Raw genomic sequence first — 15,292 nt, 5'->3', positions numbered from 1 at the left:
GTCAGCGCTGGGCGACCAGCTTCTGGTTGGCGCTGACGAAGTCCAGCGCTTCACCGCCATGGGCCTGGGCATATTGCTCGGCCTGGTCCTTGAGCAGGAACGCCGCCAGTTCGCCCTTGGTGTTGCGCACGAACCAGGCCTGGTTGGCCAACAACTTGATGCCGCTGTCGGCGGCCTGGGCGTAGATCGCGCGGATGTCCTTGCCCTCCTGCTCCAACTGGGCCAGGGCGCCGAGGGCGGCCTCCGGCGAAGCGTAGTGGCGGACCTTGTCTTCACCGCGCACCCAGATCTGCGCCAGGCGGCTGAAGTCGGTGATCGGTTTGCCGGTCAGCGCGTCATTGGCCTTGAGTGGCAGCGGCTCGTAATCTTTCAGCGCCTTGTCGTAGTCCAGGCCAGCCTGCTTGAAGGCCGCACGGATGTACTGGTCGTCGATGAACTTGTCGGTGTCGAGGCCACGGTCGGTCTTTTTCAGCAGCTTGAGCGTATCGATGGACGTAGCGACTGCCTGGCGGTATTCAGGCTTCCAGGTCAGGTCGCGGGTCTGCAGGCCGAGCGGGCCGTGGAACAGGTAATTGACCTCCGCTTCAATGCCGGTGACCTTTTCGATCAACTCGCTGTACTTCTCCGGCTCGGCGGCGATCAGGCGGTCGGCTTCCAGGCTGGCACGCAGGTAGGCGGTGACCACTTCCGGGTACTTCTTCGCATAGTCGGCATCGACCAGGGCGCCATGGAAGGTCGGCGCGTTGGCCTGGGCGCCGTCGTAAATCTTGCGGGCGAAGCCGCGGTTGGGGAACAGCTCGGCAAACGGCACGAAGTCGGCATGCGCTTCGATGCGGTTGCTGCGCAGGGCGGAGCCGGCGATCTCCGGTGCCTGGGCAATGATCCGCACATCCTTCTGCGGGTCCCAGCCCTGGGCTGCGACGGCGCGCAGCAACATGCCGTGGGCGGTGGAGGCGAACGGCACGGAAATGGTCTTGCCCTTGAGCTCGCCAAGCGACTGCACGCTGGACGCCGCCGGTACGACGATGCCGTTGCCGCTGCCATGCACACTGCCCGACAGCACGCTGATGAACAGGCTGCGCTTGCCGGCATCCAGGTGCGCGACGCCGTTGAACGACCCTGGGAAGTCGGCCATGGCGCCGAAGTCGAGTTTGCCGGCGACCATTTCGTTGGTCAGCGGCGCGCCGCTGGTGAAGTTTTTCCACTCGACCTGGTACTTGGCATCTTTGTATTTGCCGTCATGCGGCAGGTACTTGTCCAGCAGGCCCAGTTCACGTATCAGCAGGCCACCGGTGGCGCAGTTGATGGTGGTGTCCTGGGTGCCGATGGCGATGCGGATGGTTTCGGCGCTGGCATTCAGGCCAGTGAGCGCCAGCGCTAGGCCGGCCACGGTTGCAACAAGGCGCATGGGTATTTCCCCTCGAATCGTTTTGATTTATGGAGTCGTCTCCGCCACCGGGCTTGGGTGGTGGGAAACGAGGGGCATTGCAGGAGGGCGTCCGGTGGTTCGCCGGATGGCTGGGGTGCTTCAGCGCAGCAGGTACGGAATGTCGACTTTCACCGCACCGGTGGGGCAGTCCTTCTCGCAGGGCATGCAGTACCAGCATTCATCGAAGGCCATATAGGCCTTCTGCGTGGCCGGGTTGATCGCCAGCAGGTCCATGGGGCAGACCTCGACGCATACGGTGCAGCCTTTTTCGGCGATGCACTTGTCTTCGTCGATGGTGACCGGGGCGCTGCTGCGGAAGAAGATTTCTTGCGGCTGGTAGGCCATTTCACGGAGTCCTTGGGGCCTTCATGGGCACCCGTTTCTGGAAGTTTCTGCATTCGCTGTGGGAGCGGGTTTACCCGCGAATGCGGTGGTCAACGCACCGACGCTTTCGCGGGTAAACCCGCTCCCACAGGGCACAGCGTCGCCTAGGCGGCATCGGCTTTCACTCTCAAGCGGTCGTAAGCGGCCTGCTCTTCGGCATCCAGCGGGATCAGGTAAGGCTCCACGGCCTTCTTGAAACTGGTCATCTCGCCGTGCTCGCCCTTTTTCAGGTGGCAGTGGCAAAACCATTCGCCATCGTTGCGCTCAGGGAAGTCCACCCGATGGTGGTACAGCCCCCAACGGCTTTCCTCGCGGAACAGCGAGGCCCGTGCAGCCATCTCGGCGCAATCGCGGATCACCGACACTTCCATCGCACGCATCAGTTCATGCGGGTTGCCGGCTTTCATCTGCTCCAGGTCACGTTCGATCTCGGCAAAGCGTGCCAGGCCGATTTCCATCTTCTTGGTCACCTTCGGCGGCTGCAGGTAATCGTTGACCATGCGCCTGAGCTTGTACTCGACCTGGGCTGGCGGCAGGCCATGCTCACGCTGCAGCGGCGCAAACACCCGCGCGCGCTCGCGCTCTACCTGCGCGGCATCGACCTCGGCGAGTTCGCGCCCGGCCACGTACCGAGCAGCGTTCACCCCGGCAAACCAGCCGTAGGTGAAGGCGCCGAGCATGTAGTTGTGCGGCACCGCGGCCATGTCACCGGCGGCATATAAACCCTTGACGCTGGTCTCGGCCTTTTCATTGACCCACACGCCCGAGGCCGAATGCCCGGAACAGAAGCCGATTTCGGAGATGTGCATCTCGACCATGTGCTGGCGATAATCGGTGCCACGCCCGGCGTGGAACTGGCCACGGCTGGGGCGTTCGTTGCTGTGCAGGATCTCTTCGATGTTCTGGATGGTCTCTTCGGCCAGGTGATCGAGCTTGAGGAACACCGGGCCATTACCGCCTTCGAGTTCCTGGTGGAACTCCCACATCATCTGCCCGCTCCAGTAGTCGCACTCGATGAAGCGCTCGCCCTTGCTGTTGGCGGTGTAGCCGCCCAGTGGGCCGGTGACGTAGGCGCAGGCCGGGCCGTTGTAGTCCTTGATCAGCGGGTTGATCTGGAAGCACTCGAGGTTGGCCAGTTCGGCGCCTGCATGGTAGGCCATGGCGTAGCCATCACCGGCGTTGGTCGGGTTCTCGTAGGTGCCCATCAAATAGCCCGACGACGGCAGGCCCAGGCGCCCGGCAGCACCGCAGGCGAGGATCACCGCCTTGGCCCGTACCACGCGAAACTCGCCGCTGCGGCAATCGAAGCCCAGTACACCGGCAGCGGCGCCTTCGCCATCGAGCAGCACACGGGTGCAGACCATGCGGTTGCTGATCTCGACCCGGGCACGCTTGAGCTGGCGATACAGCACCTTCTTGATGTCGTGGCCTTCGGGCATGGGCAGCACGTAGGCCCCCATGTGGTGAACCTGCTTCACCGCATAGTCGCCAGTCTCGTCTTTCTCGAACTTCACGCCCCAGCGGTCGAGCTGCTCGATGGTCTCGAAACTGTGGGTGGCGTAGGCATGCACGGTGGCCTGGTTGACGATGCCGTCATTGGCCACTGTGATTTCCTTGGTGTACTGCTCCGGCGTGGCATGGCCGGGAATGATGGCGTTGTTCAGGCCGTCCATGCCCATGCTGATGGCACCGCTGCGCTTGACGTTGGCCTTGTCCAGCAGCAGCACGCGCAGGCTTTTGTCCTGCTCCTTGGCCTTGATCGCCGCCATCGGCCCGGCGGTGCCGCCACCGATGACGATGATGTCGTAGTCCTGGGTGTGGATGCTCATGCCTTGCTCCCCTTCTGGCGGTCGATGCGCAGGCGGTACTGGAAAGCATCGCCGCGGTAGTACAGGTGTTCGAAGTCCAGCGGCGTACCGTCGGCGGCGTGGGTCAGGCGCTCGATGCGCATGATCGGCGCGCCCTCCTCCACCCCTAACGCCTGGGTCAGGTCGCTGTCGGCCAGCACCGCATCGATGGCCAGGTCGGCGTGGCCAAGGGCGATGCCGCAGTCGTTTTCCAGCAGCAGGAAAATGTCGCGGGTGACCAGGTCGGCCTTTTCCAGTTTTTCGCCGACGGCCTTGGGCAGCCAGGTCAGCTCCAGCGATACCGGCTCGCGGTTGATCAGCCGCACCCGGCGGATCTCGGTGACCAGGCTACCCTCCTCGACCTGTAGCCGCGCTGCCACCAACGCGTTGGCCGGCACATGGCGAAAGCTGCGCAGGCGGTTGAGCACTTCGTAGCCCATCTGCGTCATCGACTCGCCCAGGCCCTGCAGGGTGCTGACGTTCTGGAACGCCTTGGGCTTGGCGACGAAGGTGCCCTTGCCGTGAATCTTGAAAATCAAGCCTTCCTTCTGCAGGTCGCCCAGCGCCTGGCGCACGGTGATGCGGCTGACGTCGAAGGCCTTGCCCAGTTCGCTTTCCGAGGGCATGCGGCTATGCGGCGGATAAGTGCCGTCGAGGATGCGCTCGCGCAGCAATTCCTTGAGCTGGGTGTAGAGCGGTACCGGGGACAGGGGGAGCAGTTCGGCCATGGGTCTCTTCGCTGATCGATGACTTGTTATAACAAGCTGTGACCAGAGACTAGCGGGTATAAGAACCGGCAAGGAAATACTGATATCGAATATGGATAGATGGATTTGCATTGGCCTGTGCCGGCCCTTTCGCGGCTAAAGCCGCTCCCACCTCGAACGCACAGGCCTCAAACCTGTGGGAGCCACTGTCTTGTATTGCCTGGACTGGCCTCATCGCCGGCAAGCCGGCTCCCACAGGTACTGCACAGGGCTTGAGGCTATGCGGTCGAGGTGGGAGCGGCTTTAGCCGCGAAGGGGCCGGCACAGGCCACGAAGGAAAAAAGGCCATAGATCAAGGCGATGGACGCGACCGGCGCAGATGGGTATCATGCGTGCGCGTTGCACTCGTAGCTCAGCTGGATAGAGTACTGCCCTCCGAAGGCAGGGGTCGTGGGTTCGAATCCCGCCGAGTGCGCCATATCAAAAAGCCCTGGGAGATCTCCCGGGGCTTTTTCGTTTCTCCTTGACGTCAAAAAGCCATCAAGATGAATTGACGAAAAAAGCACTTTGCCATTAGTGTTGCTCAGTTTTTCGGTATTGAATAATGGATACCGAACGGATTCGGCTAATAGACTAGGTAGGTCTCAAGGATGCGCGGAGTATTACTACGCAGCGGTAGAAGTGAGCACTTCACAGCATTGGGCGAGACTGGCCAGCCCGTCTATCGCGCTGCTTTGCAGATCCGCGAAGCGATTCGCCGCAAGTACCCGGAGCACCCAGAGCTGATCGAGCACCTGGCCATCCCCCAGAGCGATGAACAGGGCAGCACCATCGACTGGTACAGCGACCGCCCCGGCGATGTGATCCCCTGGAGCAGCGCCACCGAGGAAGAGCGTGCGCCGGCACGGGTGCAGCTTGAAGTGTTGCAGAGCAAGATCAACGCCCTGAGCAACACCTTGTTGGGCCTGGATGCCAATGGCCAGCCTACGGCCACCAGCAAGAAAGCCGCCCAGGGCGACAACGCGGTGTTCGGCAAGCTGCTGACCTGCGTGGTGCCCTTCCCCGACGAGAACTTCGTCTACCTGGTCGATGGCCGCCCGGTACTGACCTTCTGGGGCTTCATCCATGCCGGTGCCGAGCGCAGCCGGCAGCCCCTGCACTGCCTTTATCCACGCACCACGCCCATCGCCGAGCCCGTGGCTGCGCCGTTGGCACCTGCTGCTGCCCCCATGGCCCCGCCAGCACCAGCTCTAGCACCAGCGGCTGCGGTCGCACGCTTGCCGTGGTGGCGCAATTGGCGCTGGCTGCTGCCTTTGCTGTTGCTTTTGGCACTCCTGCCCCTGCTGCTGTTCGGGCTGCGTGGCTGCATCCCGGGGGTCGATCTTTCCGGTCCAGGCATGCCGGATCTGGACCGTAATAGCGCTACCCAGGCCAACGACATCGCTACCCTGGCAAGCGGTTCGCCGTCCGTTGTTGGCGCACCGAACGGCAATGTCCAGGTGCCGACCTCCGGCACCCCGGGGGCAGTGGTTGCTCCGGTTCCCGCGCCTACCGGCCAGACCGATGCGGGCGATGAACCGCCACAGGCCGGCAACCAAGCAGAAGGTACACCAGAAGCGACGCCAGTTCCGGACGAGCAGCCAGCAGCAGAGGAAACGGCTGGCACTCAGGCCCCCGCCTCCTCCGGCGACAACACCCCGCCAGCGCCACCACAGTTGGCCGACGAGCAACCGCCAACCACAACAGCACCAGCCGCGCCAAACCCGTTGAGCATCCCGCCAGATGCGGCGGACGGCACTGCCGATTTCCTCAACGGCAACTGGGCCGGCGCTGGCATCCAGGAGGTAGGTACAGGCAAACCGCTACGCCTGAAATACGACTTCCAGGACGGCAAGGGCCAGGCCACCGTCAGCCGCTCCGACGGCGTGCAATGCCAGGCACCCGTTACCGCCGCCATGCAGGGCGGACAGTTGTCGATCAACAGTGCAGGCCAGGCTGCCTGCGCCGACGGCAGCAGCTACGAGCTGCCGCAGGTGGATTGCATACCCAACGCCAACGGCGCGGCTGACTGCACCGGCAACTACGGTGCCCAAGGCTTCCCGATGCTGATGAACAAAGCCGGCTAATCACACGAGAAACGCAGAAGATGTTGCCCGAAATCACCCAGTTCGAAGAAACGGTCACGCTGGTCAGCGATACCGGAATTCAATTCATGGATTTCGCCCTGCGTCTCGGCCCGGATGGCGAGCAGACCGGCAAATTCGTCCAGCTCAACAACGGCATGGTGCCTACACGCCTGCTGTGGTCCAAGGAATACAAGGACTTCTACGAGCCCGAGCCGGACAAAGTGGTACAGGTGGAGTTCGACACCAGCGAAGAAAGCCACTTCCGCCTGCCCATGGAAGACAGCCTGAAGCTGCTGGACGGGGTATGGTTGCCCATCCCGTTCCTGCGCTTCACGCCCCCCTATCGCTTTGATGAAGGCCCGAACAACTGGGCGCGCATGCGCCTGGTCAAGCTCGCCGAGCCTGACCTCGACGGCAACACCCACCGCCTTACCCTCGGTTTCGACAGCCGTACCATGCCGCTGGTAGCCGGTGCACCGTACCTGGCACCCAACGAAGACGACGTGCGCGCGGGCGTGGCGTTCAAGCTGGCCTGCAGTGCCCGCGAATATGGCTGGTTCCTGACCCACACCTGGATCCGCGACTGGCTGACCGAGGTGTACACAGAGGCCCGCGCAGAGTGGACGCGCGAACGCCTGGAACGTGACCTGCAGGGTAACCGCCACCTTGGCCACTACCTGAACCTGCTGAGCCTGTTGCGCCGCCCGGTGCCGGCCGAGCAGAGCGGCGAAAAACCAAAGGTCGAGATCCCGGAAATCAAGGTGATCGCCAACGAGGCCAATGGCATCGTCAAACCGATCCCGGTGGACCTGGTGCTGGACGTAGGCAACTCGCGCACCTGCGGCATCCTCATCGAGGACCATGGCCAGGCGGGTTCGGGCATGCGCCACAACTACGTGCTGGCGCTGCGCGACCTGAGCGAGCCGGAAAAGGTCTACAACCAAGCCTTCGAGAGCCGGGTCGAATTCACCCATGCGGCCTTCGGCAAAGACCACCTGTCGATCAAGAGCGGCCGGCACAATGCCTTCCAGTGGCCGACCATTGCCCGGGTCGGCGGCGAAGCCAGCCGCCTGGCCAGCCGCAACCGCGGCACCGAAGGCTCGACCGGCCTCTCCAGCCCCAAACGCTACCTGTGGGACGAAAAGGCCTACGGCCATGGCTGGCGCTTCAACACCGCCTACGTCAAGACCGACAAGGAGCCCATGGCCGTCGCCGCGCCATTTGCCAACCTGATCAACGACCGTGGCCAGCCGCTGTACCTCAAACCCTTCGACATGCCGGTGTTCAACCCACGCTATTCGCGCAGCAGCCTGATGACTTTCATGCTGGCCGAAGTGGTGACCCAGGCGCTGAGCCAGATCAACAGCCCGGCCCAGCGTTCGCGCCAGGGCCATGCGCGGGTGCCGCGCCAGCTCAACAGCATTACCCTGACCGTGCCGCCTGGCATGCCCCAGGCCGAACGCAGCCTGCTCAGCAACCGCCTGTACGAAGCCATCGGCCTGGTCTGGAAAAGCCTGGGCTGGCACCAGGACGAGAGCAACCCGTTCAAGGGCAAGGACGTCAAGACCCGTACCCCGTTCCCCAGCGTGCGTGTGGAGTGGGACGAAGCCAGCTGCGGCCAGCTGGTTTACCTGTACAACGAGGTCAACGAAAACTTTGCCGGCCACCCGGAAGAATTCTTCGTCGCCCTGGCGCGCCCGGACAAACAGGAACACGAACAGATCAGCCTGGCGACCATCGACATTGGCGGTGGCACCACCGACCTGGTGATCACCGATTACCGCCTGGACCGTGGCGCAGGTGGTGGTGCCGGCGCCAACGTGCATATCGTGCCGACCCAGCGCTTCCGTGATGGCTTCAAGATTGCCGGTGATGACATCCTGCTGGATGTGATCCAGGAGTTCATCCTGCCGTCCTTCGCCAATGCACTGCGCACTGCCGGCGTTCCGGCACCCGATGCGCTGATGTCGCGCCTGTGCGGCAATGGCGATGCCACGGCCCAGGAGCGCCTGCTGCGCCAGCAATTGAACCTGCAAGTGTTCGTGCCGCTGGGCCTGGCCCTGCTCAAGGCCTATGAGCAATTCGACCCGGCGCAACCGCAGGCTGCCGTGGAGCAGACCTGGCAGCAGGTACTGGGCGAGGCCAGGGTCAATGACAGCGTACTGGCGTTCGTCAACGCCGCCGTGCGCCGCGAAGTCGGCCGCGACGGTGCCCTGGACCTGCTGCAGACGCCCATTGTCTTCGACCTCGAGCAGGTCCACGCTGCCTTCATGGGTGGCCAGATCAACATCACCAAGGTGCTCGGCGAACTGTGCGAAGTGGTATTCAACTACCCCTGCGACATGCTCCTGCTGACTGGCCGCCCGTCGCGTCTGCCCGGCATCCAGGCCTTCATTCGCCAGCGCCTGCCGCTGCCGCCAGGGCGCATCCTGCCGATGCAGAACTACCGCACTGGCGGGTGGTACCCGTTCCACCGCAATGGCCTGATCGACGACCCGAAAAGCACCGCCTCGGTGGGTGCGATGATCTGCCTGCTGTGCTCCAAGCACAGCGTGCCGAACTTCTACTTCCGCACTGCCGCGCTCAAGCCGTATTCGGTCATCAAACACTTCGGCCAGATCGACAATGCCGGCACCATCAAGCACGCCGACGTGCTCTACCACGACCTCAAGTCCGACAAGGGGCTGATCGAGTTGCCGATCGTCGGCGAGGGTGAGGAGCGCGGTACGCCCTGGCTGGAAATGCGCGGCGACATGCACCTGGGTTACCGCCAACTGGCCGCCGAGCGCTGGTCGGCCTCACCGCTGTACACCCTGCGCTTCACCCCCTCGGGCAGCGCAGCGTTTTCCCGCGCGGTGGGCAAGAACGGCGAGGCTCCTGTGCTGCGCATTCGCCTGGAAATCGAGCAGTTCGACCAGGAAGAACGTGACCAGGGGCTGATCAGCGACAAGCTGGTCATCCAGAAGCTGGAATCGAACATCCTGGATGCCGACTTCGATTTCGACCGGGATCTTGAACTCTCACTCAACACCATGCCGACCATGAGCTTGAGTGACAGCGACTATTGGCTCGACAGCGGGAACGTCAAAGGAAAATGAGCGACCTTACGCCAAAGCAACAGCAGTTGATGGGTGCCTGGGGCGCCATTCACAAAGGCGCCGGCGAGGCCCTGGACTGGATCGAGCAGGTGCGTGGCAATGCCGCCAGTGTCGAGGCCGAGGCCGATGGCCTCAACCTGCGCCTGCGCCAGGCCCGCAACCGTGCCAAGGACCTGCAGCGTGCCGCCTCCACGCCCATGGTGATCGGCTTCTTCGGCCTGTCCCAGGCGGGCAAGTCGTACCTGATCTCGGCATTGGCCGCCGACCGCAGCGGGCGCCTGGAAACCGATTTCGGTGGCCGCACCCTGGACTTCATCGAACATGTGAACCCGACCGGCCTGGGCAAGGAAGCCACCGGCCTGGTCACTCGCTTCAGCCGGCGCGCCAAGCCCAGCCCGGATGCCAACCATCCGGTCGAGCTGAAGCTGTTCAGCGAAATCGAAGTGGCCAAGATCCTGTCCAATGCCTGGTTCGAGGATTTCGACCAGGAAAAACTGGATTACACCTATACCGACGAACGTATCCAGGCCCTGCTGGCCAGCTTCGAGGGCGGCGAGAACAAAGGCCTGCAACCGGGCGTCAACGGGGATGACGTGGTTGCCTTGTGGGACTACCTGAAAGGCAACTACGAAAAGTCGGTGCGCAAGCTCAACGAGCTTTACTGGCCACGGGTGATCAAGCTGGCGCCACGCCTGAACCCGCGTCAGCGCGCCAAACTGTTTTCGGTACTGTGGGGTGAACAGGACGCCCTCACCGAAATCTATGAACTGCTGGTCGGCGGCTTGCAGAAGCTGGGGTTCCCCGACACCGTCTACGCCCCCTTGAGCGTACTGGTGAAGGAAGAGAACGGCGCCTACACCCAGGCCAACAGCATCATGAACGTCGATATTCTCGGCCGCCTGGGCACTGGCCGCGACCTGCCAGTGAACGTCCTGCCGCTGCACGGTGACAAGGTCCAGGGCAGCGTTTCACTGTCGGTCGCGCAACTGGCGGCACTGACTGCCGAAATGACCTTCCGCCTGACCAACAGCCCCAAGGACCCGGTAGTAGAGGAAGTCGACCTGCTCGACTTCCCCGGTTACCGCACTCGCCAGAAGCTGCTGCGTATCGAAGATGCAGCAAGCCCCGACGTGGTCGAGGAGGTCAACCCGGCCGCCAGCCTGATCCTGCGTGGCAAGGTCGCCTATCTGTTCGAGCGCTATACCGACGCCCAGCAGATGAACGGCCTGGTGTTGTGCACCAGTTCGTTCAAGCAAAGCGAAGTGGTCAGCGTCGGGCCGGTGCTGACCCGCTGGATCCACAAGACCCAAGGCGCCACGCCCAAGGAGCGCAGCCAGCGCACCCCCGGCCTGATCTGGGCGCTGACCATGCTCGATGGCTTCATCGGCAACACCCTCAGCCTGAGCGAGGGTCAACTGCCCGAAGGCTGCGAGAACATGATGAAGCTGACCATGATCGAGCGTTTTGGCAGCCAGGAGTGGATGAAAGACTGGTCCGGCGTACCGTTCAATAACACCTACCTGGTGCGCAAGCCACGCCTGGATACCGCGTTCATCGAACGCGACACCGGCAACGGCGAAGAAATCTGCCTGAACGAACGCCATGCACCGCGCCTTGTGCAGTTGCAACAGTGCTTTGCGCAAAGCCCGTCGGTGCTGCGTCATATCAAGGACCCGGCCGACGCCTGGGCCGCGATGCTCGAACTCAATGACGGTGGTATCAGCCGCTTCAGTGGCAGCTTCCAGGGCATCAGCAACATCGACTTCAAGCTCACCCGTATCGAAGAGCAACTGGAACAGTGCCGCACCGACCTGCTGGAGCACGGCCTGAATACCTGGCGCGAGGAAGACTTCGAACAGCTGCTGAACAAGAAGCGGGAAAAGACCCAGTACCTGCTCGACAACCTGGGTGCCGACCCGGATGCGATCAGCGAACTGATCCATGCCTTGCAAGTGCCTGTCGAACAGCTGCGCGATCTTTACCTGGGCGGCGTGTACGACATCGATGGCATTGACGGCGACGCCGCTGAAGAGCCGGAACAAGCCGCCAAAGCCCCGGCCAACAAGGCCCCGGCCATCAGCTTTGGCAACCTGTTCGCCAACACTCCTGCCGCCGCACCAGCACCGGCTGCCAAGCCGCTGGCCAAGCGCCTCACCTCTGAGCAGCGCTTTGTCCGCGCGGCGTTGAAGGCGTGGATCAAGCACATGCGCGACCTGGGCACGCAACCCATGCGCCTGAGCAGCCTGCGCATCAGCCGTGAAGTGGTCGAGGCCCTGGTCGAAGAGCTGGTCAGCGCGGTACGCCGCCCGCTGTTCATCGAGCAACTGGACACCGCCGTCATGCGCCGGGTGCTCAACGGCATGCGCCGCGACCAAATGGTCCAGCGCCAGGTGCTGACGGTGCAGTTGGCCATGCGCGACTTCCTTTCCTGGTTCGGCTTGCTGGAGAAGCCCGCCGATGAACGCCCGAACAGCCTGCTGGGTTCGCGCGAGCCAGTGTTCAACTTCTACCAGAGCGTGCCCCAGGGCGAGCTGCCGGTACTGCCGGAACAACCGCCGCACCATGAACAACGCTTCCTGGTCGACTGGCTGTCGGGCCTGGCCTGGCTGACCCAGGAAAACGCCAAGAGCGGCGCCGACCCGGAAATCACCACCGAGCAGCGACGCCAGTTGGCGGTGCTGCTGAACACCTTTCAAGCGAGTTGATTGCAATGGGTATCAGAGTTGATGTGCTGCCACTGGAAGTGAACACGCCGGGCCAGGGCCTGCTGCGGATCACCGGCTGGGAGGGCGCCAGCGAAGGGCTGCAATGCTCCCTGCAAAGCAGCCAGTCCCATGAGTTCCTGCATGAAGGCGGGCACTGGGGCAACGTCGCCCACTGGTTCCGCCTGGATAACCTGATTGCCGTTGCAGGCGCGCCAGCCATCGAGACGCGGATCGGCCCCAACCTGATCAACCCGTTGTTGCAGGCCAGCGGCACCGCTACGTTCCGCATCGAGGTCAGCAACCCGCAGACCGGGCACAGCGACCTGGGCATGGTGCGCATCAACAATGCCATCGTGGCCTCCGTCGAGTCGGGGCCGGCGCTGGAGAAGTCGCCGCCACCGGCACCGTTGCCGAGCGCGTCGGTGGTTATCGAGCCACCGGCGGCGAGCACGCCGGAGCCTGCTCCTGCAGTGGCTGCAGACCCCGAGCCCGAGCCCGCGCCAGCCCCTCAGCCAGCGCCAGTCGCTGCGCCGCCGACGGTGGCGGCCAAACAAGGCAACAAGTGGCTGCTGCCCCTGTTGATCCTGATCCTGCTGGCGCTTGCCGCCGGGGGCGGCTGGTGGTGGTTCAATCGCAACGCCGCCGAAGCACCTGCACCCGTACCGCCTGAAGACCAGCCCGTCGCCCAAACCGAAACGGCCAAACCATGCTCGCTGGAAAGCATGAAAGGCCAGACATCGCTGGCATTCCTGCAGTCTTGCATCCAGAGCAAGCCAGACAGCGCCGCGCTGCTTGAGGTGATCAACCTGGCCAAGGCCAACGACCAGTGCGACGTGGCCCAGCGCCTGTATGCCAACCGTGCCAATGCCGGTGACATCCAGATCGCCACGGCCTACGCCCACGAATACGATCCCAAGTACCACCAGCCAAGCAACTGCTTCAAGGCCCCGGAAAGCGCCACGGCAGCCTCCTGGTACGAGACCATCCTCAGCTTCGATGAGAACAACGCCGAAGCCAAGCAGCGCTATGAGGAGCTCAAGCCATGAAGCTGCGTATTGGCGCCGCATTGCTGGCCTTGTCGCTCAGCCCTGCCCTGCAGGCAGCCGAGAAGCCCCTGCTGCAGGATGGCAAGAAAACCCTGTTCCAACGCGTGCTGACCACCCCTGGCTGCAAGCTCAGCGATAGCGCCGGTGCCGCCCCTGGTGCCGCGCAGCCGACTTTCAGCCGCTTCTATGTGTATGAACGTGCCCAGGCCGACGCCCGCGAGTGGCTGCGGGTGGGGCCCGACACCCAGGGCAAGAGCATCGGCTGGCTGCCTGCGGACTGCACCGTCGAATGGAAAATGCAACTGACCCTGGCCTTCACCAACCCGGCCAACCGCGACCGGCTGATGTTCTTCAAGGAACGTAACCAGCTCGAAGGCATCCTCAATGCCCCCGACCCGGTCAGCCATGTGGCGCCGCTACGCGCCAAGCTCAAGCATGGCACCGAGGCGCCAGGGGTACTGGCCGAAGAGCCCGAGTACTTCGTCGACCTGCAAAAGAACTTTTACCTGCTGCCAGTGCTCAGCGGCGAAGAAGTGATGACGGAAGAAGGCTTCCGTACCCGCATCCTCAACGTGGCTTCGGTCAGCAAGGCCGATAGCGCCGCAGCGGCTTCGCCTGCACCCAGCCAGGCCGCTGCCAACCAGCAGTTGAAGGCGTTCAGTGCCGCGGTGGTGTTCGTCATCGACTCGACCATCTCGATGGACCCGTACATCGACCGCACCCGTGAGGCGATCAAGCGCGTGTATGCGCAGATCGAAAAGGAAAACCTCGGCAAACAGGTCAAGTTCGGCCTGGTGGCCTACCGTTCCAGCACCAAGGCCGTACCGGGCCTGGAGTACGTCAGCAAGATGTACGCCGACCCCAACACGGTGAAGGACGGTGCCGACTTCATGGCCAAGGTTGCCGACCTCAAGCAGGCCAAGGTCTCCAGCAGTGAGTTCAACGAAGATGCCTACGCCGGCGTGATGTCGGCCGTGGACCAGATCGACTGGAGCCAGTTCGGCGCACGCTATGTGGTGCTGATCACCGATGCCGGAGCCATCGACGGGGGTGACAAGCTGTCCAGCACCGGCCTTGGCGCCGAGCAGGTCAGGATCGAAGCCAGCAACCCGGGCGTTGCGCTGTATACCCTGCACCTGAAAACCCCGAGCGGGGCGAAGAACCACAGTAGCGCCGAGGCACAGTACCGCACGCTGTCGAACTACCCGGGTACCAATACCTCGCTGTACTACCCGGTCAATGCCGGTGATGTGCAAGCCTTTGGGCGCAAGGTCGACGGGCTGGCTGCGGCCATCACCCAGCAAGTGCGAGCCGCCTACATGGGCGAGGCCGCCATTGGCAGCGCCACCAACGCCAAGGCCGACCCCGCCGAGAAGAAAATGCTCGAAGATGCCGCGCTGATTGGCCACGCCATGCAGCTGGCCTACCTTGGCAAGGCCACCGGCAGCCAGGTGCCGCCGGTGTTCCAGGCCTGGATCAGCGACCGCGACCTGATCAAGCAGAATGTGCCGACCACCGATGTGCGCGTCTTGCTGACCAAGGCCCAGCTCAGCGACCTGAGCGATGTGCTCAAGCAGATCCTCGATGCGGCCAACGAAGGCATGATTTCGCCTGACGAAATGTTCACCCGCCTGCGCTCGGTTGCAGCGACCATGGGCGCCGACCCGAACCAGCTGAAGCAGGGCTCGAGCACCCGTGTGGCTGACCTGGGCGTACTGGGCGAATACCTGCAAGACCTGCCCTACCAGAGCGAAGTGCTGAACCTCGACGAAGAAACCTGGAAAGGCTGGGACGGCCTGGCCCAGGAGAAATTCATCCGAAGCCTGAGCACCAAGCTTCGCCATTACCAGCGCTACAACGCTGACGTCGACCGCTGGGTCGCTCTGGCTCCGGGCAGTGACAGCCGTGACAACGTCTACCCGGTACCACTGGAAATGATGCCCTGACCCC

General features: G+C 63.3%; 9 protein-coding genes and 1 tRNA gene. 6 read left to right on the top strand and 4 right to left on the bottom strand.

The window, feature by feature from the left end:
* Position 1 precedes the first annotated feature (1 nt).
* From KDB76_RS01220 to KDB76_RS01205, 4 genes are all read right to left on the bottom strand, one after another.
* Positions 2–1,408, bottom strand: coding sequence for an ABC transporter substrate-binding protein (locus KDB76_RS01220; protein ID WP_013970416.1), 1,407 nt, complete (start codon positions 1,406–1,408; stop codon positions 2–4).
* A gap of 120 nt (positions 1,409–1,528) precedes the next feature.
* The gene (locus KDB76_RS01215) at positions 1,529–1,774 is read right to left on the bottom strand and encodes a ferredoxin family protein (RefSeq protein ID WP_008096634.1); all 246 of its coding nucleotides are present in this window, start codon (positions 1,772–1,774) and stop codon (positions 1,529–1,531) included.
* A gap of 143 nt (positions 1,775–1,917) precedes the next feature.
* Positions 1,918–3,642: a fumarate reductase/succinate dehydrogenase flavoprotein subunit gene (locus KDB76_RS01210; RefSeq protein WP_013970415.1), complete on the bottom strand. Its 1,725-nt coding sequence runs from the start codon at positions 3,640–3,642 to the stop codon at positions 1,918–1,920.
* Positions 3,639–4,388: a GntR family transcriptional regulator gene (locus tag KDB76_RS01205; RefSeq protein WP_013970414.1), complete on the bottom strand. Its 750-nt coding sequence runs from the start codon at positions 4,386–4,388 to the stop codon at positions 3,639–3,641. Before KDB76_RS01205 ends, KDB76_RS01210 begins: the two co-directional genes overlap by 4 nt.
* Before the next feature lie 380 nt (positions 4,389–4,768).
* On the opposite strand from KDB76_RS01205, the gene KDB76_RS01200 reads away from it, so the two are divergent.
* The 6 genes from KDB76_RS01200 to KDB76_RS01175 all read left to right on the top strand — a co-directional run bounded on the left by KDB76_RS01200 (position 4,769) and on the right by KDB76_RS01175 (position 15,288).
* Positions 4,769–4,845, top strand: a tRNA-Arg gene (locus KDB76_RS01200).
* A 172-nt stretch (positions 4,846–5,017) separates the two neighbouring features.
* A complete protein-coding gene (locus tag KDB76_RS01195) occupies positions 5,018–6,493 on the top strand; it encodes an SrfA family protein (RefSeq protein WP_024087982.1) in 1,476 nt (491 codons plus the stop codon).
* 20 nt (positions 6,494–6,513) lie between these two features.
* Positions 6,514–9,591 carry a virulence factor SrfB gene (locus tag KDB76_RS01190; RefSeq protein ID WP_024087981.1) on the top strand — a complete coding sequence of 1,026 codons (3,078 nt, stop codon included), beginning with the start codon at positions 6,514–6,516 and terminating at the stop codon, positions 9,589–9,591.
* Entirely contained in the window at positions 9,588–12,296 is a 2,709-nt protein-coding gene (locus KDB76_RS01185; protein WP_038408534.1) for a virulence factor SrfC family protein, read from the top strand. Before KDB76_RS01190 ends, KDB76_RS01185 begins: the two co-directional genes overlap by 4 nt.
* Before the next feature lie 5 nt (positions 12,297–12,301).
* Complete coding sequence (locus KDB76_RS01180; RefSeq protein WP_013970411.1) at positions 12,302–13,342, top strand: hypothetical protein; 1,041 nt, start codon at positions 12,302–12,304, stop codon at positions 13,340–13,342.
* Positions 13,339–15,288, top strand: a complete 1,950-nt coding sequence (locus tag KDB76_RS01175; protein ID WP_013970410.1) for a vWA domain-containing protein — start codon at positions 13,339–13,341, stop codon at positions 15,286–15,288. The genes KDB76_RS01180 and KDB76_RS01175 overlap by 4 nt, the downstream gene beginning before the upstream one ends.
* Positions 15,289–15,292 lie beyond the last annotated feature (4 nt).

This window comes from Pseudomonas sp. JS425 (assembly GCF_018223845.1).
GTDB lineage: Bacteria > Pseudomonadota > Gammaproteobacteria > Pseudomonadales > Pseudomonadaceae > Aquipseudomonas > Aquipseudomonas asiatica.
Note: the sequence above shows the minus strand (reverse complement) of the source record. Positions and strands in the feature narration are given on the sequence as shown.

Bases quoted from the DNA above. Each gene is read 5' to 3' on its own strand.
- KDB76_RS01220 (WP_013970416.1), bottom strand. From the start codon at position 1,408: ATGCGCCTTGTTGCAACCGTGGCCGGCCTAGCGCTGGCGCTCACTGGC.
- KDB76_RS01185 (WP_038408534.1), top strand. From the start codon at position 9,588: ATGAGCGACCTTACGCCAAAGCAACAGCAGTTGATGGGTGCCTGGGGC.
- KDB76_RS01180 (WP_013970411.1), top strand. From the start codon at position 12,302: ATGGGTATCAGAGTTGATGTGCTGCCACTGGAAGTGAACACGCCGGGC.
- KDB76_RS01195 (WP_024087982.1), top strand. From the start codon at position 5,018: ATGCGCGGAGTATTACTACGCAGCGGTAGAAGTGAGCACTTCACAGCA.
- KDB76_RS01175 (WP_013970410.1), top strand. From the start codon at position 13,339: ATGAAGCTGCGTATTGGCGCCGCATTGCTGGCCTTGTCGCTCAGCCCT.
- KDB76_RS01210 (WP_013970415.1), bottom strand. From the start codon at position 3,642: ATGAGCATCCACACCCAGGACTACGACATCATCGTCATCGGTGGCGGC.
- KDB76_RS01190 (WP_024087981.1), top strand. From the start codon at position 6,514: ATGTTGCCCGAAATCACCCAGTTCGAAGAAACGGTCACGCTGGTCAGC.
- KDB76_RS01205 (WP_013970414.1), bottom strand. From the start codon at position 4,388: ATGGCCGAACTGCTCCCCCTGTCCCCGGTACCGCTCTACACCCAGCTC.
- KDB76_RS01215 (WP_008096634.1), bottom strand. From the start codon at position 1,774: ATGGCCTACCAGCCGCAAGAAATCTTCTTCCGCAGCAGCGCCCCGGTC.